This window comes from Bradyrhizobium commune (genome assembly GCF_015624505.1).
GTDB classification, from domain to species: domain Bacteria; phylum Pseudomonadota; class Alphaproteobacteria; order Rhizobiales; family Xanthobacteraceae; genus Bradyrhizobium; species Bradyrhizobium commune.
Genome location: NZ_CP061379.1, coordinates 3,567,994 through 3,592,563 on the forward strand (window position 1 = coordinate 3,567,994; position 24,570 = coordinate 3,592,563).

Here is a 24,570-nt window from a genome sequence, read left to right on the forward strand (position 1 = left end):
CCGTCACGCGACCATGCCGAGCGCCGGATTTGTCCACCTTCACGTTCACTCGGCCTATTCGCTGCTCAAGGGCTCGATCAAGATCGCCAAGCTCGCCGAGCTTGCGAAGAAGGACCATCAGCCGGCGCTGGCGCTGACCGACACCGACAATCTGTTCGGTGCGCTGGAGTTCTCCGACAAGATGGCGGGCTCCGGCATCCAGCCGATCGTCGGCTGCGAGCTCGCGATCGATTTCGGTGACCAGGACCCGAATGCGCGCAATGCGATGGCACCGTCGCGCGTGGTGCTGCTGGCGGCGCAGGAGCGCGGCTATCGCAGCCTGATGCGGCTGAATTCGCGCGCATTCCTGGAATCGCCCGACAGCCACGCGCCGTTCATCAGATTCGATTGGTTCGACGGCGAGACTGAAGGCCTGATCGTGCTGACGGGCGGACCGGACGGCCCGATCTCGCTGGCGCTTGCCGGCGGTATGGCCGAGCTTGCAGCCACGCGCGTCGAGCGTCTGGCAAAACTGTTCGGCGATCGCCTCTACATCGAGTTGCAGCGCCACAACGTCGACAAGGAGCGGCGTATCGAGAGCGGGCTGATCGACATCGCCTACGCAAAAGGCCTGCCACTGGTTGCGAGCAACGAGCCGTATTTCGCCGCGACCGACGATTACGAGGCGCATGACGCGCTGTTGTGTATCGCCGGCGGCCGGCTGATCGCGGAGACCGAGCGCGAGCAGCTCACGCCCGATCACCGCTTCAAGACCCGCGCCGAGATGGCGGTGCTGTTCGCCGACATCCCGGAGGCACTGGCCTCGACGGTGGAGATCGCCGAGCGCTGCTCGTTCCGCCCGATGACGCGCAAGCCGATCCTGCCGTTCTTCACGGTCGGTGCGGCCGGCAGTTCTGACGCGGCTGCGGTCGAGGCGGCTGAATTGAAGCGGCAGGCCGAGGAGGGGCTTGCCAACCGCCTGCGCGTGCACGGCCTGTCGCAGGGCACCACGGAGGAGGACTACAACAAGCGCCTGGCGTTCGAGCTCGACGTCATCATGCGCATGAAGTACGCGGGCTACTTCCTGATCGTGTCCGACTTCATCAAATGGGCGAAGGGTCAGGGCATTCCGGTCGGGCCGGGCCGCGGTTCGGGCGCGGGTTCGCTGGTGGCGTGGGCGCTGACCATCACCGATCTCGATCCGATCAAGTTCGGCCTCTTGTTCGAGCGCTTCCTCAATCCCGAGCGCGTGTCGATGCCGGACTTCGACATCGACTTCTGCCAGGACCGCCGCGGCGAGGTGATCCAGTACGTGCAGCAACGCTACGGCCGCGACCAGGTCGCGCAGATCATCACCTTCGGGACGCTGCAAGCGCGCGGCGTGCTGCGCGACGTCGGCCGCGTGCTGCAAATGCCCTATGGCCAGGTCGACAAGCTCACAAAACTCGTGCCGCAGAATCCGGCCGCGCCGGTGACGCTGGCGGCTGCGATCGAGAGCGAGCCGAAGCTGCAGGCGTTTCGCGACGAAGATCCCGTGGTGGCGCGCGCCTTCGACATCGCCCAGCGCCTCGAAGGATTGACGCGGCATGCCTCGACCCATGCGGCCGGCATCGTGATCGGCGATCGTCCGCTGAGCGAGCTCGTGCCGCTCTACCGCGATCCCAAATCCGACATGCCGGTGACCCAGTTCAACATGAAATGGGTCGAGCCGGCGGGCCTCGTCAAATTCGACTTCCTTGGCCTGAAGACGCTGACCGTGCTCGACGTCGCCTGCAAACTGCTCAAGCCGCGTGACATCCATGTCGATCTCGCCACGCTGCCGATCGACGATGCCGAGAGCTACCAGATGCTGGCGCGCGGCGAGGTGGTCGGCGTGTTCCAGGTTGAAAGCCAGGGCATGCGGCGCGCGCTGGTCGACATGCGGCCCGACCGCTTCGAGGACATCATCGCGCTGGTCGCGCTGTACCGCCCGGGCCCGATGGCGAACATCCCGACCTATTGCTCGCGCAAGCACGGCGACGAGGAGCCCGAATATCTGCATCCGGTGCTGGAGCCGATCCTGAAAGAGACGTTCGGCGTCATCATCTACCAGGAACAGGTGATGCAGATCGCGCAGGTGATGTCGGGCTATTCGCTCGGCGACGCCGACCTGCTGCGCCGCGCCATGGGCAAGAAGATCCGCGCCGAGATGGACAAGCAGCGCGACATCTTCGTCGCGGGCGCTGTGAAGAACGGCGTGCCGAAGGGGCAGGCCGAGACCATCTTCGAGCTTTTGGCAAAATTCGCCGACTACGGCTTCAACAAGAGCCACGCGGCGGCTTACGCGCTCGTGTCCTACCACACCGCCTATATGAAGGCGCATTATCCGGTGGAGTTCATCGCGGCGTCGATGACGCTTGATCTCAACAACACCGACAAGCTCTCCGAATTTCGCTCCGAGGCGCAGCGCCTCGGCATCAAGGTCGAGCCGCCGAACATCAATCGCTCGGGGGCGACCTTCGAGGTCGGCGACAAGACGATCTATTACGCGCTCGCCGCTCTGAAGGGCGTCGGCATCCAGGCGATCGACCAGATCATCGAGGAGCGCACCAAGAACGGGCTGTTCACCTCGCTTGCCGATTTTGCCGCGCGTGTCTCGCCGCGCGCGATCAACAAGCGCATCATCGAGAGCCTCGCTGCCGCCGGCGCCTTCGACACGCTGGAGCCGAACCGGGCCCGCGTCTTTGCCGGCGCGGATTCGATCCTCGCGGCGTGCCAGCGCGCGCATGAGGCCGCGACCATCGGTCAGAACGACATGTTCGGCAGCTCGGCCGACGCGCCGACCATCATGCTGCCGGCGATCGAGCCGTGGCTGCCGGCCGAGCGGCTGCGCCGCGAATACGACGCGATCGGCTTCTTCCTGTCGGGCCATCCGCTCGATGATTACGCCACCGTGCTGAAGCGGCTGCGGGTGCAGAGCTGGGCGGAATTTTCGCGCGCGGTGAAGACCGGCGCCACCGCCGGCAAGGTCGCGGCGACCGTGGTGTCGCGCATGGAGCGGCGCACCAAGACCGGCAACAAGATGGGCATCATGGGGCTGTCCGATCCGACCGGCCATTTCGAGGCGGTGCTGTTCTCCGAAGGCCTCGCGCAATATCGCGACGTGCTGGAACCGGGCGCCGCCGTGCTGCTCCAGCTCGGTGCCGAGCTTCAGGGGGAGGACGTCCGCGCCCGCGTGCTGCACGCCGAGCCGCTCGATGACGCCGCCGCCAAGACGCAGAAGGGCCTGCGCATCTTCCTGCGCGATACCAAGCCGCTGGATTCGATCGCCAAGCGTCTCGCCGGTCCCGAGATTGGGGCCTCGAACGGCGCCGCGCCAAAAATCGGCAGTCCGGGCTTGGCGCCGCGTTCCAATGGCGACGGCGAGGTCTCGCTGGTGCTGATGCTCGACCTCGAAACCGAGGTGGAGATGAAGCTCCCCGGCCGCTTCAAGGTCTCGCCGCAGATCGCCGGCGCGATCAAGGCGGTCGCGGGCGTGGTCGACGTGCAGCAGATCTAGCCGCCTTTGCGCATTGCGGTCCCGCGTTTTGTAAAGTTGTCATAACGGCTCGGTTGCAACCTTTCGCTGTTTCTGGCTAGCGTGCCCCGGGAAATGAAGTTTTGGGGGCATCTATGCTGAGACTGTGTTTGCTGCTGCTTGCCGTTGGTGCCGGGCTTGCGGGATGCGTGAGCGACCAGGTCGGAACCGACTTTGCTTCCGTGTCCCAAAAGATCGGTCCGCCGCGCGCGGGACAATCGCGGGTGGTCTTCTTGCAGGACAAGCGGCAAGGCCTGAGCATGGCGTTGTGCGCCTGCGAGGTGAAGCTCGACGGTACGCCGCTCGGCAAGGTCATCGCCGGAAAATATGCCTATGCCGATCGTCCGGCCGGCCGTCATGAATTGCTGGTCACCGAAGCGCTGTTCCCGGGCGACACCAAGCGCGAGATCGTGATGGAATCCGGCCGCACGCAGTTTTATCTGATCAAGAGCAGTCCCCGGCACGATGCCGCGACGGGCGGAGCGGTGCTCGGCGGCCTGATCGGGCTTGCAGCTGTTTCGGTCGCGACGGCGGGAGAGGCTAATCCGGGGCCGGCCGAGCTCGTTCCGCTCGACGAGGCGACCGCACGAACCAAGCTCGCCGAGCTGCAAGCCGTGGATTAAGATGCGGCGTGGCCGCTGCAGACATCATGCGAACGGCGGCTCGGAAGGGGAAACATGTGCGAAAAATGCGCTCGTGATGCCGCTGCCCAACGCGGGCCTTCGCGGAGATCGCTGATCCACCTGACCGTCTCCGCGCTCAGCCTGGCCGCCGTCGGCAGCGCTTTGGCCAAGGAAAGCAAGGCGCCGCCAAAACCGCAGAACGTGCTGTCGCCCGAGGCGTCGCTGAAGCGGCTGATGGAGGGCAATGCGCGCTATGTCGACGGCGTGACGCGGCGCCACGATTTCAAGCACGAGCGCGAAGCGCTCGCGGGCGGACAAAATCCGTTCGCGGCGGTGCTGAGCTGCGCCGACTCGCGCATCGCGCCGGAATATGCCTTCGACACCGGCCGCGGCGATCTCTTCGTCTGCCGCGTCGCCGGCAATTTTGCCGGCACCGAGACCATCGCCAGCCTCGAATACGCGGTCGCGGTTCTCAACGCGCCGCTGATCCTGGTGCTCGGCCATGATGCCTGCGGGGCCGTCGATGCGACGATAAAGGCGATCAAGGACAACAGCCCGCCGCCGGGACACATTCCTTCGCTGGTCGACGCGATTGCGCCTTCAGCCAAGGCTGCGATGCAGCAGGGTGGCGACGTCTTGGACAAGGCGATCCGGCAGAACGTGCTCGACAATGTCGCGAAGCTGAAATCGGCCGCGCCGATCCTCAATGCCGGCGTCGAGCAGGGCAAGCTGAAGGTCGTCGGCGGCATCTACCGGCTCACCACAGGCGCGGTCGACCTGGTCGCGCAAGCCTGAAGTTTGAAGGCCGAGGCCTCAAGGCTGAAGCTTATCTGGGCCTGACGCAAGACGTTGGGGCTGGCGGCACGCCACGTCGCCGCCTCAATCCGGGCCTTTCGTTCAAGTGCCGTTCAGCCGGCCGCGCCTCTGATGCGAGGTGATCACTCGACAACAATAACGGGCAAGCGAGCCATGCGCGGGACACCCAAGCTCTTCATCGCGTTCCTTCTGCCGATTCTGCTCCTTGCGATGGGCACGTTCGGCCCAGTGCGGGCGCAGCAGCCGGAGAAGCGCATCGCGCTCGTGGTCGGCAACGGCGCCTACGCCAAGTCGCCGCTGGCGACCACTGCGAACGACGCCGGCCTGATTGCGCAAACGCTGCAAGCGGCCGGCTTCGACGTGGTCGGCGCGCGCGATCTCGACGGCGATACGCTGCGCAAGAGCCTTCGCGACTTCATCCAGAAGGCGCAGGCCTCGGGCCCCGGCACCGTCGCGATGATCTATCTCGCCGGCTACGGCGTGCAGCTCGCCGGCGAGAATTATTTCATCCCGGTCGATTCCAACATCACCCGCGACACCGATGTTCCGACTGAAGGCTTGCGCCTCAGCGACTATCTCCGCCAGCTCGCGTCGATCCCGCTCAAGGCCAATATCGTCGTGCTCGATGCGGCGCGCGCGCAGCCCTTCATCGAGGGCGGCCAGGCGATCGCGAGCGGGCTTGCGCTGGTCGAGCCTGATCCGAACATGCTGATCGCCTTCAACGCGGCGCCCGGCACGGTGGCGCCCGAAGAGCCCGGGCCCTACGGCATCTACGCGCAGTCGCTCGCCGAAATGATCCGCACCGGCGGCCTGTCGCTGCCGGAGGTGTTCGACCGCGTTCGCCTGCGGGTCAACGAGGCCTCCAAGGGCGCGCAGGTGCCGTGGGACGAGCAGAAGGTCAGCTCGCAGTTCGCCTTCTTTGAGCGCGGGCCCGACGCGCCGCCGCCGCAGGCCGCACCCGACCAGGTCGCCGCGATCCGCAACAAGCCGATCCGCGATCTCGGCGCGCAGGATGCCTATGCAGCTGCGCTCGAGCGCGACACGCTGCCGGCCTATGAGGAGTTTCTCGCAGCCTATCCCGGCGATCCGCTGGCAAAACGCGTGGTGGCGATCGTGGCTGCGCGCCGCGAGGCGATCACGTGGCGGCGGACCTATCGGACCGATACGCCGGAAGCCTATTGGTCGTATCTGCACCGCTATCCGCGTGGCCCGCATGCGGGCGATGCGCGCCGGCGCCTCGCGATCCTCACTGCTCCGGTCGAGCCGCCGCCGGCCTTTGCGATGATCGACTATGACGTGCCGCCGCCGCCGCCGGAGGAGGTGGTCTATGTCGACCGTCCCGTGCTGCTGTTCGGCGATCCCGTGTTCGGCTTCGCGCCGCCACCGCCGCCGCCGGTCTATTATCTGCCGCCGCCGCCGCCCGACTTCATTGTGCTGCCGCCGCCGCTGCCGGTGGTCGGCCTGTTCGTGCTGCCGCAGCCGGTGTTCGTGCCGATCCCGCTGTTCGTCCGGCCGCCGCTCTATGTGGCGCCGCCGCCCAACAACATCATTTATCAGAACATCCACAACACCACGGTCATCAACACCGTGATCAACCAGGCGCCGGCCCCGCCGCCGGCCGGCAATGCCGCGGCTGCCGCGATCGTTGCGGCGAACGGGGCAGGCCGAGCCGGTGCGCTGACGCCGGTGCCCGGTGCCGTCAGGCAACAGGCAATGGCGATCCAAACCAATCCTGGTCAGCAGCTCAAGCCGAGCCAGGCCGCGTTCGTCAGCAACCCGACCGCCAAGCCGGCAGCGATGCAGGTGAAGCCGGTCAATGCCACATCGACCGCGGTCGCGCCGCCGCCGGCACCACCGGCCGGCCACGCGCTTCCGGTCCCGGGCACCCAGAACACGCCGCCCGCGCCGGCCGGTGCGGCGGGGCCGCAGCCAAACAAGCTCGCGCCGACGGCAACCGCGCCCGCCAATACCCTGCCGCAGGCCCATCCCAATGCGGCGATGGCGCCCGCCACCGCGACCGCCCCGGCTGGCGGCAGCCCAACGGCTGCGCCGACCTCCAAGCCGCCCGTGGCGGCGACGGCGCCCACGAGCGGGCCCTTGGAGCGCGCGAAAAAATCGACGGCGCATGAGCCGGCGACCACCGTGCCGTCGGTGACCCCGGCCGGCAAGCCGGCGGTAGCCTCGACCAGGCCGACTGTTCCGGTTTCGCCGCCACCGTCGGCTGCGCGGGAGCAGCTCAAGCCGCAGAATCAGCGAGTTACGCCGGCGCAGGCGGCAAAGCCTGCTCCGTCGGCGCGGCCTCAGGCGGTTGCGAGACCGCCGTCACCGCCACCCGCACGCGCGGCTGCCCCGCCGCCGCGGCCGGCGCCGGTTGCCGCCGCCCGGCCGTCCCCGCCGCCGGCAGCCCGACCGGCTCCGCCACCGCCGCCCCGGGTGGCCGCGGCGCCGCCGCGTCCGGCCGCTCCGCCGCCCCGCCCTGCGGCCCCGAAGAAATGCCCGCCGAACCAGCCCAAATGCTGAACGGCGCATCGGAACCCGTAGGAAGCCGGACCTAAAAGCAGGACTTGCGGAGGAGGGTGCCAAAACACCCTCTGGAGGCCCTTATTTCCTTGCTTCTGGCCGAAATGGCGCTATATAGCCGGCCATCTCACACGGAAGCATGGCTCACAAGGCCGTCCGGTGGCAGCCGGGGCGTCAACGCTCCGTCTTGCTCACACGCTTCCGGAGGAACCAACCGGAGAATTAGATCTATGGCGCTACCCGATTTCACTATGCGTCAGCTGCTCGAAGCTGGCGTGCACTTTGGTCACCAGTCTCACCGCTGGAATCCGAAAATGGCTCCGTTCATTTTCGGCACCCGCAACAACATCCACATCGTCGACCTTGCCCAGACCGTGCCGATGCTGCACGGCGCCTTGCAGGCCGTCAGCGACACGGTTGCCAAGGGCGGCCGCATCCTGTTCGTCGGCACCAAGCGCCAGGCGCAGGACGGCGTCGCCGACGCGGCCAAGCGCTGCGCGCAGTATTTCGTCAATTCGCGCTGGCTCGGCGGCACGCTGACCAACTGGAAGACGATCTCCGCCTCGATCAAGCGTCTGCGTCACCTCGACGAGGTGCTGGCCGGCGGCGAAGCCAGCTCCTACACCAAGAAGGAGCGCCTGACGCTCCAGCGCGAGCGCGACAAGCTCGACCGTTCGCTCGGCGGCATCAAGGACATGGGCGGCCTGCCCGACATGATCTTCGTGATCGACACCAACAAGGAAGACATCGCGATCCAGGAGGCCCAGCGCCTCAACATCCCGGTGGCTGCGATCGTCGACACCAATTCCGACCCGAAGGGCATCACCTACGTGGTGCCGGGCAATGACGACGCCGGTCGTGCGATCTCGCTCTATTGCGACCTCGTCGCCCGTGCGGCGATCGACGGCATCTCGCGCGCCCAGGGCGATTCCGGCATCGACATCGGGGCGTCGGCCCGTCCGGTCGCCGAAGAGCTGCCCACCACCGCCGGCTTCCAGGGCCTTGCCGGCCCGCGCGGCGCCGCCGACGACCTCAAGAAGCTCCCGGGCGTGTCGGGCGCGATCGAGAAGAAGTTCAACGACCTCGGCATCTTCCACTTTTGGCAGCTCGCCGAGCTCGACCACGACACCGCGCACACGATCGGCGAAGAAGTCGGTCTGCCAAGCCGTGCGGATGCCTGGGTGGCCAAGGCCAAGGCGCTGACCGCGGAAGCGGAATAGTCAAAAAGAGCGATGGGTTGGCCGGATAGACTCCGGCCACCATTTCAGTTGACGCGAATTCCTGAGATGGACCGCGGCGGGGCAATTCAGAGTGCCACGCCGCGGCAAACCGGCAGGCAAAAAGGATTTTCAACGATGGCAACGATCACAGCTGCGATGGTCAAGGATCTGCGCGAATCGACCGGCGCAGGCATGATGGACTGCAAGGCCGCGCTCACCGAGACCAGCGGCGACATGGAAGCGGCGCAGGACTGGCTGCGCAAGAAGGGCCTGTCCAAGGCTGCCAAAAAGTCGGGCCGCGTCGCAGCCGAGGGCCTGATCGGCGCGCTCACCAAGGGCACCAAGGGTGTCGTGGTCGAGGTCAATTCCGAGACCGACTTCGTCGCGCGCAACGGCCAGTTCCAGGGCCTCGTCAAGATGATCGCCCAGGTCGCCTTCGACGTCGGCGCCGATGCCGAGAAGATCAAGGCCGCCAAGGTCGGCGACGTCACGGTGGAAGCCGCGATCAATGACGCGATCGCCACCATCGGCGAGAACATGACGTTGCGCCGTGCTGCTTCGCTCGAAGTGAGCCAGGGCGTGGTGTCGCATTACATCCACAACGCAGTCGTCGAAGGCGCCGGCAAGATCGGCGTGATATTGGCGCTGGAATCGCCCGGCAAGGCCGACGAACTAGCCGTGCTCGGCCGCCAGCTCGCGATGCATGTCGCGGCCGCCAAGCCGTTGGCGCTGGATCCGACCGGCCTCGATCCGGCGGTCGTGAAGCGCGAGAAGGATGTGCTGGCCGACAAATATCGCCAGCAGGGCAAGCCCGAGAACGTCATCGAGAAGATCGTCGAGTCCGGCCTGAAGACCTACTACAAGGAAGTCTGCCTGCTTGATCAGGCCTTCATCCACGACAGCGGCAAGTCCGTTGCCCAAGCGGTGAAGGAAGCTGAGGGTAAGGTCGGCGGTCCGATCAAAATCGCGGGCTTTGTGAACTATGCTCTCGGCGAGGGCATCGAGAAGCAGGAATCGGACTTCGCGGCCGAGGTCGCGGCGGCCAGCGGCAAGAAGTAAGCGCCGGAACGTTCCTTCCGGCGTGCCGCCGGAAGCGGCGCCCGGACAAGGAAAGTGCTCATGACTGATCCGGTCTATCGTCGCGTCGTGATCAAGCTGTCCGGCGAGTATCTCGCGGGACAGCAGGGCTTTGGCATCGATCAGGCGACCATCGACCGCGTTGCGGACGATCTGATCGCCGCCCGGCATCTTGGCACCGAGGTCGCCGTGGTGATCGGGGGCGGAAATATCTTTCGCGGCGTCGAAGTGTCGTCCCGGGGCGTTTCTCGCACGACCGGCGACACCATGGGCATGCTTGCCACCATGATGAACTGCCTCGCGCTCGAAGCCACGATCGAGCGCAAGGGAACGCCGGCGCGCACCCTGTCGGCGTTCGTCATGCCGGAGATTTCGGAGCTGTTCACCCGCGCCGCGGCGCACAAATACCTTGCCGAGGGCCGAATCATCGTGCTCGGCGGTGGAACCGGCAATCCGTACTTCACCACGGACACGACGGCGGTGCTGCGGGCCGCCGAGATCGGTGCCGAGGCGGTGCTGAAGGCGACCAATGTCGACGGCGTCTACTCGGCCGATCCGAAGAAGGATCCGGCCGCGACGCGGTTCGACCGGCTGACGCATTCGCAGGCCATCGAGGGCGACTACAAGGTGATGGATGCGACCGCCTTCGCACTTGCCCGCGAGACGTCGCTGCCTATCATCGTGTTTTCGATCGCCGAGCCCGGTTCGATCGGCGCGATTCTGCGCGGCGTCGGCCACGGGACGATCGTCGCCGGCTGACGTCTCACCGGCCGCGCCCAAGGGGCAGGGCGCCGAGGCGGAGCAGGGGTTTTGGCCGGGATTTGAAGGAGAAACGAGATGGCCACGGGTAATTTCGACCTCAACGAAGTGAAGCGCCGCATGCAGGGCGCCGTCGCATCCCTCAAGCACGAGCTTGGCGGTTTGCGCACTGGCCGCGCTTCCGCGTCGATGCTCGATCCGGTCCAGGTCGAAGCCTATGGCAGCCACATGCCGCTCAACCAGCTCGCCACCGTGAGCGTGCCGGAACCGCGGCTGATCTCTGTGCAGGTCTGGGACAAGTCGATGGTCAAGCCGGTCGAGAAGGCGATCGTGGATTCCAATCTCGGCCTGTCGCCCGCAACCGAAGGCCAGGTGCTGCGCCTGCGCATTCCCGAGCTCAACGAGGAGCGGCGCAAGGAACTGGTCAAGGTCGCCCATAAATACGCGGAAGCCGCCAAGGTCGCGGCACGCCATGTCCGCCGCGACGGCCTCGATGTTCTGAAGAAGCTCGAGAAGAACCACGAGATGTCGGAGGACGATCAGAAGCGTCACGCCGACGAGGTACAGAAGGCGACCGACGGCACCATCGCCGAGATTGACCAGTTGCTGGCCGCCAAGGAAAAAGAAATCCTCACCGTCTAAAGCGCGATGAACCGTCATCGCGCTTTAGGTTATTGTTCGCGCATGATCTTCTCGGAAAACCGGTTCGTACTTTTCCGGATCATGCTTTGAGGCAAGCCTTCATGTCCAACGTCGCCGCGCCCGCCACGGAAGGACCCGACAGGTCCGAGGCGCCTGCGCATGTCGCCATCATCATGGATGGCAACGGGCGCTGGGCTGCTGCGCGCGGCCTGCCGCGCGCCGAAGGTCATCGCCGCGGCGTGGAGGCGTTGCGCCGCGTGGTGCGTGCCTCGCACGAGCTCGGCATCCGTTATCTCACCATCTTCTCGTTCAGCTCAGAAAACTGGTCGCGCCCGGCAAGCGAGATCGGCGATCTGTTCGGCCTCTTGCGCCGTTTTATCCGCAACGATCTCGCGAGCCTGCATCGCGACGGCGTCAAGGTTCGCATCATCGGCGAACGGGATGGACTGGAGAGCGACATCTGCGCGCTGCTCAACGAGGCCGAGGAACTGACGCGCGACAACAGCCGCCTGACGCTCGTCGTCGCCTTCAATTACGGCTCGCGGCAGGAGATCGCGAAAGCGGCGCAGGCGCTCGCGCGCGAGGTTGCCGAGGGCAAACGCGATCCAGCTTCAATTGACGCCGAGACGCTCGGGGCTCATCTCGACGCGCCCGACATTCCCGATCCCGATCTCATCATCCGCACTTCGGGCGAGCAGCGCCTGTCGAATTTCCTGATGTGGCAGGCCGCCTATAGCGAGCTCGTGTTCGTGCCGATCCACTGGCCCGATTTCGACAAGCCGGCGCTCGAGAGCGCGATCGCCGAATTTGCCAGGCGCGAGCGCCGTTTCGGCGGCCTGGTTGCGAAAACCGCCTCGTGAGCGAACCCGACGCCGCACCGGTGGGCTCTGCGCCTGCCCCGAGCAATCTCGTGATGCGGATCCTCGCAGCGCTGGTGCTGGCGCCGCTCGCCATTGCGCTGGCTTATGCCGGCGGTTGGCTCTGGGCACTCCTCGTCACCCTGGTGTCGATCGGACTGTTCGCGGAATGGCTGATGGTGGTGGGCGCGGGATCTGCTGCGCTGACCGCGTCCGGGACGGTCGTCATCGCCATCATGGGCTTCTGCGTCGCCTTCGGCGCGCTCAAGACTGCCGTGATCGCCGGCTTCGTCGGTGGCGCGATCGTGACGCTGATCGCGCGAGGCAAGTTCGTCTGGGCGGCCACCGGATTCGCCTACGCGTCCGCAGCGCTGCTGGCGTCGATCCTGGTTCGGCAGGATCTCGCGAACGGTTTTGCCGCGCTGATGTTCGTTTTGCTGGTGGTATGGGCGACCGATATCGGCGGCTATTTCGCCGGCCGCAGCATTGGCGGACCGAAACTATGGCCGCGCGTGAGCCCGAAGAAGACCTGGTCCGGAGCCCTCGGCGGTTTCACGGCGAGCCTCGCGGTCGCTGCCGGCTTTGCCGCCTGCGGGATCGGAAAAGCGGCGCCGCTGCTCATCATCAGCGCTATCCTGTCGGTGGTCTCGCAGCTCGGCGATCTCTTCGAATCCGCGGTGAAGCGGCGCTTCGGGGTCAAGGATTCCAGTCACTTAATTCCCGGCCACGGCGGACTACTGGACCGTCTGGACGGCTTTGTTGCGGCCATCCTGATGGCATGGATTATCGGCTTTCTCCGCCATGGTGTGCATAGCGCCGGAAGCGGTCTTATGGTTTGGTGAAGGTATGAGCGCAGTCCCTTTGCGTAACAACAAGCTCGCGGCGGCCGACATCCGCAGCGTCACCGTCCTCGGTGCGACCGGCTCGATCGGCGACAGCACGATGGACCTGATCCGCGCAGCGCCCGAGCGATATCGTGTCGAGGCGCTGACCGCGAACAGCAATGTCGAAGCGCTGGCCAAGCTCGCAAAGGAATTTTCCGCGCGCTTCGTCGCGATTGCAGACAGCACCAAGCTTGGCGCGCTCAAGGCAGCGCTTGCCGGCACGAGCACCGAATGCGGCGCCGGCGAAAGCGCGGTGATCGAAGCCGGCGCGCGCCCAGCCGATTGGGTCATGGCTGCCGTGAGTGGCGCGGCCGGACTGAAGCCAGCCTTGGCTGCGGTCGATCGCGGTGCCCATGTCGCGCTCGCCAACAAGGAATGCCTCGTCTGTGCCGGCGACTTCTTCATGCAACGCGCCGCGAAAGCCGGGGCCTGCATCCTGCCGGCCGATTCCGAGCACAACGCACTGTTCCAGGCGCTGAGCTCGGGCAACCGCGACGAGCTCGTCCGTGTCATCATCACCGCTTCGGGCGGCCCGTTCCGGACCTGGAAGAGTGCCGATATCGAGCAGGCGACGCTCGCCCAGGCGCTGAAGCATCCGAACTGGAGCATGGGCCAGAAGATCACGATCGATTCCGCCTCGATGATGAACAAGGGGCTGGAGGTGATCGAGGCGTCCTATCTGTTCGCACTGTCGCCGGACGAGATCGACGTGCTGGTGCATCCGCAGTCGATCATCCACGGCATGGTCGAGTTCTCCGACCGCTCGGTCGTCGCCCAGCTCGGCGCGCCCGACATGCGCACGCCGATCGCCCACTGCCTCGGCTGGCCTGACCGGATCAAGGGACCGGCGGCCAAGCTCGATCTGGCCAAGATCGGCCAGCTGACCTTCGAGGCGCCGGATTTCGAGCGGTTCCCCGGGCTTCGCCTGGCCTACGATTCGCTCCGGACCGGGAAGGGAGCGACCACCGTCTACAACGCCGCCAACGAGGTCGCGGTCGCCGCCTTCATCGCCGGCAAGATCCGGTTCGGCGCCATCGCCCGGCTGGTCGAGGCAACGCTCGAAGACTGGATCCGGGGCGGGAACCAGGCCCCCATGACGTCAGCGGATGATGCAATAAACGTTGACCATGTTTCTCGAAATAGAGCTGCCGCCCTATTGCCTCAAATTGCCTTAAAGGCATCCTAGATAATTCGGGGCCAGAGCCTTGCGGCGCTGGGTAAGGGGAATTGATGTCTGACTTTTTCGTCCATAGTTTCAATGCGTTGAGCCATGGGCTGCTCGGCTACGCGGTGCCCTTCCTGTTCGTCCTGACCATCGTGGTTTTCTTCCATGAGCTCGGCCATTTCCTGGTCGCGCGCTGGGCCGGCGTTCGGGTGTTAACCTTTTCGCTTGGCTTCGGACCTGAGCTGGTCGGCTTCAACGACCGTCACGGCACGCGCTGGAAGATCTCGGCCATCCCGCTCGGCGGCTACGTCAAGTTCTTCGGCGACGAGAGCGAGGCTTCGACCCCATCCGCCGAGACGCTGGCGGCGATGACGGAAGAGGAGCGCGCCGGCAGCTTCCACCACAAGAAGGTCGGCCCGCGCGCCGCGATCGTCGCGGCCGGCCCGATCGCCAATTTCATCCTCGGCGCGCTGATCTTCGCCGGCATGGCGTTGTACTACGGCAAGCCGAGCACGATCGCGCGCGTGGACGGCGTCGTGGCCGACGGTGCGGCGGCTGCGGCCGGCTTCAAGATCGGTGACGTGGTCGTGCAGATCGACGGCAAGCCGATCGAGAGCTTTGCCGACATGCAGCGAATCGTTGCGACGAACGCGGGTTCGGCGCTTGTCTTCCAGGTGAAGCGAGACGGCGCGGTCGTGTCGCTGACTGCCACGCCAGCGCTGCTGGAACGCAAGGATCCGTTCGGCAACAGCCATCGCGTCGGCGTGCTCGGCGTCGAGCACAAGTCTCAGGCTGGTGAAGCTTCAACCACGCCGGTCGGTGTCGGCGAGGCCCTCAAAATCGGAGTGGAGCAGGTCTGGTTCATCATCACCAGCACCTTCAAGTTCCTGGGCTCGCTGTTCATCGGAAACGGCAATCCGAACGAGGTCAGCGGCGTTCTCGGCATCGCCAAGATGTCAGGGCAGGCGGCCAGCGCCGGGTTCCAGTTCGTGATCAACCTCTGCGCCGTGCTGTCGGTCTCGATCGGCCTGCTGAATCTGTTCCCGATCCCGCTGCTCGATGGCGGTCACCTTATGTTCTATGCTGCGGAAGTGGTCCGTGGCCGGCCCTTGTCCGAGCGGACCCAGGAAATGGGATTCCGAATCGGGCTCGGTCTGGTGCTGATGCTGATGGTGTTTGCGACCTACAACGACATCCTGCGGATGGCCGCTTCCTGATAGGGGCTTTTTTATGGCGTTGCTCTTGGGCAACGTCTTGGATTGAAATTGGAATTGCGGCGCGCTCGGCCGTTTGCGGCGTCGGTGAAATTGGCTACAAGCGGCTTGAACTTGGGGAATCTTCCAGACTGGCGTTGGGGTTGGGTCTGGTACGGAATGATAAGGGCGCGTTGCGCATGAAGTTTGGACTGCGACTCCGGGGCGGCTTGCTTGCCACCCTGATCATGTTCGGCGCGCCGGTGGTTGCCCCGGTCGGGGCTGTTTTTGTGTCTTCTGCGCTTGCTCAGACCGTGCAGTCGATTTCCGTCGAAGGGAATCGCCGTGTCGAGGTGGAGACGATCCGCTCCTATTTCAAGCCCGGTCCCGGTGGTCGCCTCGATCAGGGTGCCATCGATGACGGCCTCAAGGCGTTGATCGAGACCGGCCTGTTCCAGGACGTCAGGATCAACCGTGGCCCCGGTGGCCAGGTCATCGTTTCCGTGGTGGAAAACCCGGTCATCGGCCGCGTCGCCTTCGAGGGCAACAAGAAGATCAAGGACGAGCAGCTCACCGCCGAGGTCCAGTCCAAGGCGCGCGGCACGTTCTCCCGCGCCATGGTGCAGTCGGACACGTTGCGAATCGCCGAGATCTACCGCCGCTCCGGCCGCTACGACGTCCGCGTCACGCCCGAGATCATCGAGCAGCCGAACAACCGCGTCGACCTGATCTTCACGGTCGAGGAGGGCGCCAAGACCGGCGTCAAGTCGATCGAATTCGTCGGCAACAACGCGTTCTCGTCCTATCGCCTGCGCGACGTCATCAAGACGCACGAATCGAATCTGCTGAGCTTCCTCGCCAGCAACGACATCTATGATCCGGACCGCGTCGAGGCCGACCGCGACCTGATCCGCCGCTTCTACCTGAAGAACGGCTTTGCCGACGTCCAGGTCGTGGCCGCGCTCACCGAATACGACCCGGAGAAGAAGGGCTTCCTCGTCACCTTCAAGATCGAGGAGGGCCAGCAGTACCGCGTCGGTACCGTCGATTTCCGCACCAGCATTCCCAATTTCGACGCAAGCTCGATGCGCTCCTTCTCGCGCGTCAATGTCGGCTCGCTCTACAACGTCGAATCGGTCGAGAAATCGGTCGAGGAAATGCAGATCGAGGCGTCGCGGCGCGGCTATGCCTTCGCCGTGGTGCGTCCGGGCGGCGACCGCAATTTCGATGCGCACACCGTGTCGGTGGTGTTCAACATCGACGAGGGCCCGCGCACCTATATCGAGCGCATCAACGTCCGCGGCAACACCCGCACGCGCGACTACGTGATCCGCCGCGAGTTCGATATCTCCGAGGGCGACGCCTATAACCGCGCGCTGGTCGATCGTGCCGAGCGCCGTCTGAAGAATCTCGACTACTTCAAGAGCGTGAAGATCACGACGGAGCCGGGCTCCTCCAGCGACCGCGTGATTCTGGTCGTCGATCTCGAGGAGAAGTCGACTGGCGACTTCTCGATCTCGGGCGGTTACTCCACGACCGACGGTGCGCTGGCCGAAGTCTCGGTGTCCGAGCGCAACCTGCTCGGCCGAGGCCTGTTCGCCAAGGCGGCGGTGACCTACGGCCAGTATGCGCGCGGCTATTCGCTGTCGTTCGTCGAGCCCTATCTGCTCGACTACCGCGTCGCGCTCGGTCTCGACTTCTATCAGCGCACCCAGCTGTCCAACAGCTACATCTCCTACGGCACCAAGACGCTGGGCTTCTCACCGCGCCTCGGCTTCCAGCTGCGCGAAGATCTGGCGCTCCAGCTGCGCTACTCGGTCTACCAGCAGGAAATCACGCTGCCGTACTACCTGGCGAACTGTAACAACGTCGTCGGATCGTCGGCCTTCAATCCGAGCCCGGCCTTTGCCAACCTCAACGGCATCGACCTGAGCTCGACCAACGGCCTCGGTTGCTACAGCGACGGTGAAGCCTCGCTGCCGGTGCGCAAGGAGCTTGCAAACGGCAAGACGCTGACCTCGGCGCTCGGCTACTCGCTGACCTACAACACGCTCGACAACAACAAGAACCCGACCGACGGCCTGCTCATCGACTTCAAGCAGGACTTCGCCGGCGTCGGCGGCGACGTCTCCTACCTGAAGTCCGTCGCGGATGCGAAGTACTACCAGTCGCTGGTGTCGGACCTCGTCGGCCTCGTCCATCTCCAGGGCGGCATCCTGACCAAGGTGGGCAACGACCTGCGCATGCTCGATCACTTCCAGATGGGTCCGAATCTGGTTCGCGGCTTTGCCCCGAACGGTATCGGTCCGCGTGACTTGAACCCCTATGGCACGCAGGACGCGCTTGGCGGCACCAAATACTGGGGCGCTTCGCTCGAATTGCAGATGCCGTTCTGGTTCCTGCCCAAGGAAGTGGGTCTGAAGGGCGCGGTCTATGCCGATGCCGGTGGTCTCTACGACTACCAGGGTCCGACAACGTGGGCGCTGACCAACGAAGTGACCACGACGAAGAACTCGAGCTGTACGCCATCGACGATCAATCCGGCCACGCCCGGCACCTGTACCGGCCTCGTCTACGACGACAGCCGCGTGATCCGGTCGTCGGTGGGTGTCGGCCTGATCTGGGCCTCGCCGTTCGGTCCGCTGCGCTTCGACTACGCGGTGCCGCTCACGAAGGGCAAGTATGACCGCACGCAGGAGTTCCGGTTCGGCGGCGGCACGACCTTCTAATTCGATCAACACGGCATGATCGGCCCCCGTCGCGGGGCCGGTGGCCAAAAAGATCGTGTTCAATCCAACAGATGAGGCATGATGCGGCCTGGTCGCTTCATGCCGAAGCCGGACCGCGACGGGGTGGAATGGCGCAACCGACTTTCTTCACAAAGCCGCCGGCGTCAGCGCTGGCTGACATTGCCGCGCTGACCAAGGCGCAACTGGTCGACCCCGCGCGGGGCGGTCACGTCATCACGGGCCTGGCCTCGCTCGACGAAGCCGGCCCGATGCACCTGACGTTTTTCGACAACCTCAAATATGCCGACGAGCTCAAGGCGACCAAGGCCGGCGCCTGCCTGGTGAGCCCGCGGTTCGAGAAACAGGTGCCCGCGCATGTAGCGGTGCTGCGGGTGGCGCAGCCGTTCCGTGCCTTCGTCGGGCTGGCGCGGCAATGGCACGGCGACGCGCTCAGGCCGCAATCCTGGGTCGGCAATGACGGCATCGCGCCGTCGGCCATCATCGATCCCACGGCGCGGCTCGAAGACGGCGTGGTCGTCGATCCGCTGGCCGTGATCGGCCCGGATGTCGAGATCGGCACCGGCACGGTGGTCGGCGTCGGCGCGGTGATCGGCCCCGGCGTCAAGATCGGCCGGGACTGCAATGTCGGCGCCCGTACGGCGATCCAGTGCGCCCTGATCGGCAACAACGTGCTGATCCATCCGGGCTGCTCGATCGGCCAGGACGGCTACGGCTTCATCTTCTTCGGCCCTGAGGGCCATCTGAAGGTGCCGCAGACCGGACGGGTGTTGATCCAGAACGATGTCGAGGTCGGCGCCGGCACGACGATCGATCGCGGGTCGCTGCGCGACACGGTCATCGGCGAGGGCACCAAAATCGACAATCAGGTCCAGATCGGCCACAATGTGACCATTGGCCGGCATTGCCTGCTGGCGGCCCAGATCGGCCTCGCGGGCAGCCTGACCATCGGCGACAACGTGGCGCTGGGAGCGAAGGTTGGCATCAACAACCACCTCAAGATCGGCGACGGGGCTCAGGTGACCGCCATGAGCGCCGTCAAGGACGACATCCCGCCGGGTGGTCGCTGGGGCGGGCATTTCGCCAAGCCGACCAAACAATGGTTCAAGGAGATCATCGCGGTGGAGCGTCTGGTGCGCGACAGCAAGGCCGATCCGAAGGACGAGGGACGGGAATGACGGAGGAATCGCCGATCAAGTTTGCGCTTGTGGACATCAACATGATCCTGCAAACGCTCCCGCATCGCTTTCCCATGCTGCTGATCGACCGCGTGATCAACATCCGCGCCGATTACAGCGGCATCGGCATCAAGAACGTGACGTTCAACGAGCCGGCGTTCCAGGGCCACTTCCCCGAGCGACCGGTCTATCCGGGCGTGATGATGATCGAGGCGATGGCGCAGACGGCGGGCGTGATCGGCATCAAGTCGGTCGAGGGCACCGAGAAGCCGCGCGCGGTGTATTTCCTCACCATCGACAAGTGCAAATTCCGCAAGCCCGTGCTGCCCGGCGACACCATCGAGTATCACATGCACTCGCTCGGCCGCCGCAAGACCATGTGGTGGTTTCACGGCGACGCGAAGGTCAACGGCCAGGTCGTCGCGGAAGCCGATGTCGGGGCCATGCTGACGGACTGACGCGGCGAATGGCGAATAGGGAGTAGCGAATCGAAAGTGGACTATTCGCTGCCCCCTATTCGCCATTCGCCTTGAAACACGCCGAGATCATACGTCACTGGACAGATCGGGCGAAGTCGCGCTAACCACCGGAAAGTTAGGCGATTTCAACACATAAGCAGACCTTTTTGATGAGTAAGATCGACCCCAGTGCGCGGGTGGAAGACGGTGCCATGATCGGCGAGGGCACCGAGATCGGGCCCTATTGCATCATTGGCCCGCACGTCATGATCGGCAGGAATTGCAAGCTGATCGGACATGTGCACGTCACGGCACAGACCACGATCGGCGACGATTGCACCATCTACCCGTTTGTCTCGCTCGGCACGCCGCCGCAGTCGCTTGGCTATCGCGGCGAGCTGACGAAGCTGACGATCGGTTCTGGCTGCACCATCCGCGAATCCGTGACCATGAACGCAGGTACCGTCGCGGGTGGCGGCATCACCACCGTGGGTGACCGCGGCTACTTCATGAACTGTAGCCATGTCGGCCACGACTGCCACGTCGGCAACGACGTGATCTTCGCGACCTCGGCGACGCTTGGCGGCCACGCCGAAATCGGCGACTTCGTCTTCATCGGCGGCCTGTCGGCCGTGCACCAGTTCACCCGCATCGGGCCGCAGGTCATGGTTGGCGGCGTGTGCGGCGTGCGCGACGACATCATTCCGTTCGGCCTTGCCAACGGCCAGTATGCCGTGCTCGAGGGCCTCAATCTTGTCGGCATGAAGCGACGCAAGTTCACCAAGCAGCGGCTGGCGACGGTGCGCGCGTTCTACCAAAAACTCTTCCATGGCCCCGGCACGTTCGCCGAGCGGCTGGAGACCGTGCGGCCGCTCGCCGGCGAGGATCCCGCGATTGCCGAAATCCTCGGCTTCATCGGCAAGGGCAAGCGCCCGCTCTGTCTTCCCGCCATCGAAAAGTGATCCTGGAGATGGCCGCGGACATGACATCGGCGGCTTCCGAGATTTCATCGCCGGTCGGCGTGGTCGCAGGCGGCGGCGCCATGCCGTTCGCGGTTGCCGAGTCGCTCGCCGCGCGCGGCATCACGCCGGTGCTGTTTCCGCTGCGCGGGGCCTGCGATCCGGCGCAGGTGGACAAATTCCGTCACCGCTGGATCTCGGTCGGCCAGCTCGGTCGCGCCATGCGGCTGTTTCGCGAGGAAGGCTGCCGCGACCTGATCTTCATCGGCACGCTGGTGCGTCCCTCGCTCTCGGAGATCCGCTTCGACGTCAAGACGCTGCGGCTGCTCGGCAACGTCATCCGCGCCTTTCGCGGCGGCGACGATCATCTCTTGTCCGGCGTCGGACGCATCCTCGAGCAGGACGGCTTTCGCATGGTCGGCATCAAGGATGTTGCGCCCGATCTCTTGATGCCCGAGGGCTGCATTACCCGTGCGTGGCCGGCCGACAACGCCAAGGGCGATATCGAGCGCGGACGCGCGGTGCTGACCGCGCTCGGGCCGTTCGACATTGGCCAGGCCGTCGTCGTGATCGACGGCCATGTGGTGGCGGTGGAGGACATCGAGGGCACCGACGCGCTGCTCGCGCGCGTCGCGCGGCTGCGCGATGAGGGCCGCATCCGCGCCGCCACCGGGCGGGGCGTGCTGGTGAAAGCGCCGAAGAGGGGGCAGGATCTGCGATTCGACCTGCCGACGATCGGCCCGCGTACCATCGAGCGCGTCGCAGCCGCCGGCCTTGCCGGCGTTGCCGTCATCGCCGGCAACACCATTGCCGCCGAGCCGCAGGCAATGATTGCGCTTGCGGACGCAAAATATCTCTTCATCATCGGCCTGCCGGCGTGATGCAAAGCCGCGATCCCAAGCGAAAGATCTTCCTTATCGCGACGGAGGAATCCGGCGACCGGCTCGGCTCGGCCCTGATGAAGGTGCTGCGCCAGCGGCTCGGTGACGGCGTGCAATTCGTGGGCGTCGGCGGCCGCACCATGGCCCGTGAGGGCCTGGAGACGCTGTTTCCGATCGACGAGCTCTCGATCGTCGGCTTCGCCGCGGTGGTGCAGCAGCTGCCAAAGATCCTGCGTCTGATCCGCGAGACCGTTGATGCGGTGACGGAGGCGGCACCCGACGCACTCGTCGTCATCGACAGCCCCGATTTCACCCATCGCGTCGCCCGCCGCGTGCGCGCGAAGAATCCCGCGATCCCGGTCGTCGACTATGTCTCCCCCTCGGTCTGGGCCTGGCGGCCGGGCCGGGCCCGCGCCATGCTCGGCTATGTCGATCACGTGCTCGGCCTGCTGCCGTTCGAGCCGGAGCAATACCGCAAGCTCGGCGGGCCGCCGTGCAGCTATGTCGGCCATCCCCTGATCGAGCAATTGCCCTCGCTGCGGCCGAACGCCGAGGAGCAGAAGCGCCGCGATGTCGACCCGCCGGTGCTGCTGGTGCTGCCCGGCAGCCGCCGCAGCGAGATCCGGCACCATCTCGAGGTGTTCGGCGCAACGATCGGCCGGCTCCAGGCCGAGGGCCGGGCCTTCGATCTGATGTTGCCGACCATGCCGCATCTCGAAAAGACCGTCCGCGAAGGCCTCGCGAGCTGGCCGGTCCAGCCGCAGATCGTGATTGGGGAGGCAGAGAAGCGCGCCGCCTTCCGCATCGCGCATGCGGCGCTGGCAAAATCCGGCACCGTGACTCTGGAGCTCGCTTTGTCAGGCATTCCGATGGTGACGGCGTATCGCGTCGGCGGGATCGAGGCCTTCATCCTGCGCCGCGCGATCCGCGTCTCCTCGGTGATCCTCGCCAATCTCGTGATCGGCAAGGACGTCATTCCGGAGTTCTTGCAGGAAGACTGTACGCCGGGGAAGCTTGCGCAGGCGCTCGCCGAGGTGCTGACCGATACGCCCATGCGCCGGCAACAGGTTGACGCGTTCGCCCAGCTCGACTCGATCATGTCCACCGGCAACAAATCGCCGAGCGTGCTTGCCGCCGACATCGTGCTCGCGACGATGCGGAAGGGGAAGCGCATCGGCTAGCCAAGCCCGCCATCGACCTGAAAACACTGGCGCGTGATACGCTGGCTGTCGTCGGATGCGAGGTACAGCGCCATGTTGGCGATGTCGTCGGGCGTCACCGCATCGGGAATGGCCTGGCGGGTGCGCAGCTCGGCGATGGTCTGTTCGTTCGGATACCACAGTCGGCGCTGCCGCTCGGTGATGACCATCCCCGGCGCAATCGCGTTGACGCGGATGCGGTCGGGGCCGACCAGCCGTGCCAGTGAGTTGGTGAAGCCGACGATCGCAGCCTTCGCCGCGGCGTAGACCGGCAGCGCCGGGGCGCCGCGCATCCACGCGATCGACGACATGTTGATGATCGAGCCGCCGCCGCGGGCCTGCATCTGCGGCACCGCGGCCTGGGCGGCGAAGAAGACGTGCTTGAGATTGACGCCGACCATCCAGTCGAATTCCGCCGGCGTTACGTCGGCCAGCACCTGGCGCTGGTCGTTGGCGGCATTGTTGACGAGGACCGCGGCATCGCCGAGTGCCCTGTGAACCTTGGCCATCGCGGCGCGGAGGGCGTCGATGTCGAGAAGGTCGCAGGGCACGAACAGCGGGGCAGCGCGGGAACTTCCTGCCAGTTCTCGCGACAGCGCTTCGCCGGTCTCCGCATCGACGTCGAGAAAAGCGACGCGCGCACCTTGGCCTGCGAAAGCGCGGACGAAGGCGGCACCGATGCCGCTGGCGCCTCCGGTGATCAGCACCACGCGGTCCGCGAGGCCGGCATAGCTCGTCTGGGTCATGCGATCAGTCGCTCCGTCTCTGGGTCGAACAGGCAAAGGCGGCGGGTATCGAGGGCGAACGGAGCCGGGCTTCCCGGTGTCGGGCGGATGTCGGGCGAGATGCGCGCCTGGGCGGGCTCGCCGCCGAGCCGGAGCAGGACGATGGTCTCAGCGCCAGTGGGCTCGACCATCTCGACTGGCGCGGTAACGAGGACGGGCGGCTCGCCTGAGAAGACGCGGCCACCCTCGGCGATGCATTCCGGCCTGATCCCGAATACCACTTCGCGGCCGACATAGGAGGCGGCCGCGTCGCAGTTCCGGAGACGGATCCGAACCTCGTCCGCTCGTCCGGCGCCGATCACGGCCACCAGACCGGCGGCGTCGGCCTCGAGCCGCGCCGGCATCGTGTTCATCGGCGGCGAGCCCATGAAGCGGGCGACGAACAGATTGGCCGGGTAACGGTACACGGTGTCGGGGTCGGCGAATTGCTGCACCACGCCCCGGTGCATCACGGCGATGCGGGTTGCCATCGTCATCGCCTCGATCTGGTCGTGGGTGACATAGACGATCGTGGCGCCGATGCGCTGATGCAGCCGCTTGATCTCCATCCGCATCTCGACCCGCAATTTTGCGTCGAGATTGGAGAGCGGCTCGTCGAACAGGAAGAGCAGGGGATCGCGCACCAGCGCCCGGCCCATCGCCACACGCTGGCGCTGGCCGCCGGAGAGTTGGGACGGCTTGCGGCCGAGCAGGGGCTCGATCTGGAGCAGCTTGGCGACGTTCGCCAGCGCCTTGTCCTGCTCTGCCTTCGGCACGTGGCGACATTCCATACCGAAGGTGATGTTCTGGCGCACCGTCATGGAGGGATAGAGCGCATAGGACTGGAACACCATGGCGATGTCGCGCTCCTTGGGCGGGACGTCGTTGACGACGCGTCCGCCGATCTCGATCGTTCCGTCGCTCGGACGATCGAGGCCGGCGACGATGTTGAGCAGGGTGGACTTGCCGCAACCGGACGGTCCGACCAGCACGGTGAATTCGCCGCTCTCGATATCGAGGTCGATGCCCTTCAGCACCTCCAGATTGGCGTAGCGCTTCGACAGGGCGCGAATGCTCAGTGCTGCCATGACAC

Annotated in this window: 20 protein-coding genes; 18 read left to right on the plus strand and 2 right to left on the minus strand. The window is 65.6% G+C overall.

The genetic code is table 11. From position 1 onward, the window contains the following. Positions 1-13: 13 nt before the first annotated feature. The 18 genes from dnaE (at position 14) to lpxB (ending at position 22,695) form a co-directional block, all read left to right on the plus strand. On the plus strand, positions 14-3,517 hold the full coding sequence (gene dnaE, locus IC761_RS16805) for a DNA polymerase III subunit alpha (RefSeq protein WP_195804290.1): 3,504 nt from the start codon (positions 14-16) through the stop codon (positions 3,515-3,517). A gap of 113 nt (positions 3,518-3,630) precedes the next feature. Next, complete coding sequence (locus IC761_RS16810) at positions 3,631-4,158, plus strand: DUF2846 domain-containing protein (protein WP_195804291.1); 528 nt, start codon at positions 3,631-3,633, stop codon at positions 4,156-4,158. 54 nt (positions 4,159-4,212) lie between these two features. Next, positions 4,213-4,953, plus strand: coding sequence for a carbonic anhydrase (locus tag IC761_RS16815; protein ID WP_195804292.1), 741 nt, complete (start codon positions 4,213-4,215; stop codon positions 4,951-4,953). A 174-nt stretch (positions 4,954-5,127) separates the two neighbouring features. Further along, positions 5,128-7,494, plus strand: a complete 2,367-nt coding sequence (locus IC761_RS16820; RefSeq protein ID WP_195804293.1) for a caspase family protein — start codon at positions 5,128-5,130, stop codon at positions 7,492-7,494. A gap of 230 nt (positions 7,495-7,724) precedes the next feature. After that, on the plus strand, positions 7,725-8,714 hold the full coding sequence (locus tag IC761_RS16825) for a 30S ribosomal protein S2 (protein ID WP_195804294.1): 990 nt from the start codon (positions 7,725-7,727) through the stop codon (positions 8,712-8,714). Positions 8,715-8,849: 135 nt separating this feature from the next. After that, positions 8,850-9,773, plus strand: coding sequence for a translation elongation factor Ts (gene tsf, locus IC761_RS16830; protein WP_195804295.1), 924 nt, complete (start codon positions 8,850-8,852; stop codon positions 9,771-9,773). Between the two features lie 60 nt (positions 9,774-9,833). Continuing rightward, positions 9,834-10,550 (plus strand): UMP kinase, encoded by a 717-nt coding sequence (pyrH, locus tag IC761_RS16835; RefSeq protein ID WP_195804296.1) that lies wholly within the window; start codon positions 9,834-9,836, stop codon positions 10,548-10,550. Between the two features lie 78 nt (positions 10,551-10,628). Beyond that, on the plus strand, positions 10,629-11,192 hold the full coding sequence (frr, locus tag IC761_RS16840; RefSeq protein ID WP_195804297.1) for a ribosome recycling factor: 564 nt from the start codon (positions 10,629-10,631) through the stop codon (positions 11,190-11,192). 101 nt (positions 11,193-11,293) lie between these two features. Next, positions 11,294-12,052 (plus strand): isoprenyl transferase, encoded by a 759-nt coding sequence (locus tag IC761_RS16845; RefSeq protein WP_195804298.1) that lies wholly within the window; start codon positions 11,294-11,296, stop codon positions 12,050-12,052. Then, positions 12,049-12,891: a phosphatidate cytidylyltransferase gene (locus tag IC761_RS16850; protein WP_195804299.1), complete on the plus strand. Its 843-nt coding sequence runs from the start codon at positions 12,049-12,051 to the stop codon at positions 12,889-12,891. The genes IC761_RS16845 and IC761_RS16850 overlap by 4 nt, the downstream gene beginning before the upstream one ends. A 4-nt stretch (positions 12,892-12,895) precedes the next feature. Beyond that, the gene (gene dxr / locus IC761_RS16855) at positions 12,896-14,119 is read left to right on the plus strand and encodes a 1-deoxy-D-xylulose-5-phosphate reductoisomerase (protein ID WP_195804300.1); all 1,224 of its coding nucleotides are present in this window, start codon (positions 12,896-12,898) and stop codon (positions 14,117-14,119) included. A gap of 44 nt (positions 14,120-14,163) precedes the next feature. Then, positions 14,164-15,315 carry an RIP metalloprotease RseP gene (gene rseP, locus IC761_RS16860; RefSeq protein WP_195804301.1) on the plus strand — a complete coding sequence of 384 codons (1,152 nt, stop codon included), beginning with the start codon at positions 14,164-14,166 and terminating at the stop codon, positions 15,313-15,315. A gap of 176 nt (positions 15,316-15,491) precedes the next feature. Then, entirely contained in the window at positions 15,492-18,020 is a 2,529-nt protein-coding gene (gene bamA, locus IC761_RS16865) for an outer membrane protein assembly factor BamA (RefSeq protein WP_195804302.1), read from the plus strand. Between the two features lie 128 nt (positions 18,021-18,148). Next, complete coding sequence (gene lpxD / locus IC761_RS16870) at positions 18,149-19,216, plus strand: UDP-3-O-(3-hydroxymyristoyl)glucosamine N-acyltransferase (RefSeq protein ID WP_195804303.1); 1,068 nt, start codon at positions 18,149-18,151, stop codon at positions 19,214-19,216. Next, on the plus strand, positions 19,213-19,674 hold the full coding sequence (gene fabZ / locus IC761_RS16875; RefSeq protein ID WP_195804304.1) for a 3-hydroxyacyl-ACP dehydratase FabZ: 462 nt from the start codon (positions 19,213-19,215) through the stop codon (positions 19,672-19,674). Before lpxD ends, fabZ begins: the two co-directional genes overlap by 4 nt. Before the next feature lie 170 nt (positions 19,675-19,844). Next, positions 19,845-20,636, plus strand: a complete 792-nt coding sequence (lpxA, locus tag IC761_RS16880) for an acyl-ACP--UDP-N-acetylglucosamine O-acyltransferase (RefSeq protein WP_195804305.1) — start codon at positions 19,845-19,847, stop codon at positions 20,634-20,636. Positions 20,637-20,656: 20 nt separating this feature from the next. Continuing rightward, on the plus strand, positions 20,657-21,514 hold the full coding sequence (locus IC761_RS16885) for an LpxI family protein (RefSeq protein ID WP_195804306.1): 858 nt from the start codon (positions 20,657-20,659) through the stop codon (positions 21,512-21,514). Then, on the plus strand, positions 21,511-22,695 hold the full coding sequence (lpxB, locus tag IC761_RS16890) for a lipid-A-disaccharide synthase (protein WP_195804307.1): 1,185 nt from the start codon (positions 21,511-21,513) through the stop codon (positions 22,693-22,695). The genes IC761_RS16885 and lpxB overlap by 4 nt, the downstream gene beginning before the upstream one ends. Here the strand turns inward: lpxB and IC761_RS16895 are convergent. Both IC761_RS16895 and IC761_RS16900 read right to left on the minus strand, forming a co-directional pair. Next, positions 22,692-23,459 (minus strand): SDR family NAD(P)-dependent oxidoreductase, encoded by a 768-nt coding sequence (locus IC761_RS16895; RefSeq protein WP_195804308.1) that lies wholly within the window; start codon positions 23,457-23,459, stop codon positions 22,692-22,694. The two genes, lpxB and IC761_RS16895, sit on opposite strands and share 4 nt — an antisense overlap. After that, positions 23,456-24,565, minus strand: coding sequence for an ABC transporter ATP-binding protein (locus IC761_RS16900; protein WP_195804309.1), 1,110 nt, complete (start codon positions 24,563-24,565; stop codon positions 23,456-23,458). The genes IC761_RS16895 and IC761_RS16900 overlap by 4 nt, the downstream gene beginning before the upstream one ends. Positions 24,566-24,570 lie beyond the last annotated feature (5 nt).

Bases quoted from the DNA above. Each gene is read 5' to 3' on its own strand.
- frr (WP_195804297.1), top strand. From the start codon at position 10,629: ATGGCCACGGGTAATTTCGACCTCAACGAAGTGAAGCGCCGCATGCAG.
- tsf (WP_195804295.1), top strand. From the start codon at position 8,850: ATGGCAACGATCACAGCTGCGATGGTCAAGGATCTGCGCGAATCGACC.
- IC761_RS16815 (WP_195804292.1), top strand. From the start codon at position 4,213: ATGTGCGAAAAATGCGCTCGTGATGCCGCTGCCCAACGCGGGCCTTCG.
- IC761_RS16845 (WP_195804298.1), top strand. From the start codon at position 11,294: ATGTCCAACGTCGCCGCGCCCGCCACGGAAGGACCCGACAGGTCCGAG.
- dnaE (WP_195804290.1), top strand. From the start codon at position 14: ATGCCGAGCGCCGGATTTGTCCACCTTCACGTTCACTCGGCCTATTCG.
- pyrH (WP_195804296.1), top strand. From the start codon at position 9,834: ATGACTGATCCGGTCTATCGTCGCGTCGTGATCAAGCTGTCCGGCGAG.
- lpxA (WP_195804305.1), top strand. From the start codon at position 19,845: ATGAGTAAGATCGACCCCAGTGCGCGGGTGGAAGACGGTGCCATGATC.
- IC761_RS16885 (WP_195804306.1), top strand. From the start codon at position 20,657: ATGACATCGGCGGCTTCCGAGATTTCATCGCCGGTCGGCGTGGTCGCA.
- fabZ (WP_195804304.1), top strand. From the start codon at position 19,213: ATGACGGAGGAATCGCCGATCAAGTTTGCGCTTGTGGACATCAACATG.
- dxr (WP_195804300.1), top strand. From the start codon at position 12,896: ATGAGCGCAGTCCCTTTGCGTAACAACAAGCTCGCGGCGGCCGACATC.
- IC761_RS16895 (WP_195804308.1), bottom strand. From the start codon at position 23,459: ATGACCCAGACGAGCTATGCCGGCCTCGCGGACCGCGTGGTGCTGATC.
- IC761_RS16820 (WP_195804293.1), top strand. From the start codon at position 5,128: ATGCGCGGGACACCCAAGCTCTTCATCGCGTTCCTTCTGCCGATTCTG.
- rseP (WP_195804301.1), top strand. From the start codon at position 14,164: ATGTCTGACTTTTTCGTCCATAGTTTCAATGCGTTGAGCCATGGGCTG.
- IC761_RS16810 (WP_195804291.1), top strand. From the start codon at position 3,631: ATGCTGAGACTGTGTTTGCTGCTGCTTGCCGTTGGTGCCGGGCTTGCG.
- IC761_RS16900 (WP_195804309.1), bottom strand. From the start codon at position 24,565: ATGGCAGCACTGAGCATTCGCGCCCTGTCGAAGCGCTACGCCAATCTG.
- IC761_RS16825 (WP_195804294.1), top strand. From the start codon at position 7,725: ATGGCGCTACCCGATTTCACTATGCGTCAGCTGCTCGAAGCTGGCGTG.
- lpxD (WP_195804303.1), top strand. From the start codon at position 18,149: ATGGCGCAACCGACTTTCTTCACAAAGCCGCCGGCGTCAGCGCTGGCT.
- bamA (WP_195804302.1), top strand. From the start codon at position 15,492: ATGAAGTTTGGACTGCGACTCCGGGGCGGCTTGCTTGCCACCCTGATC.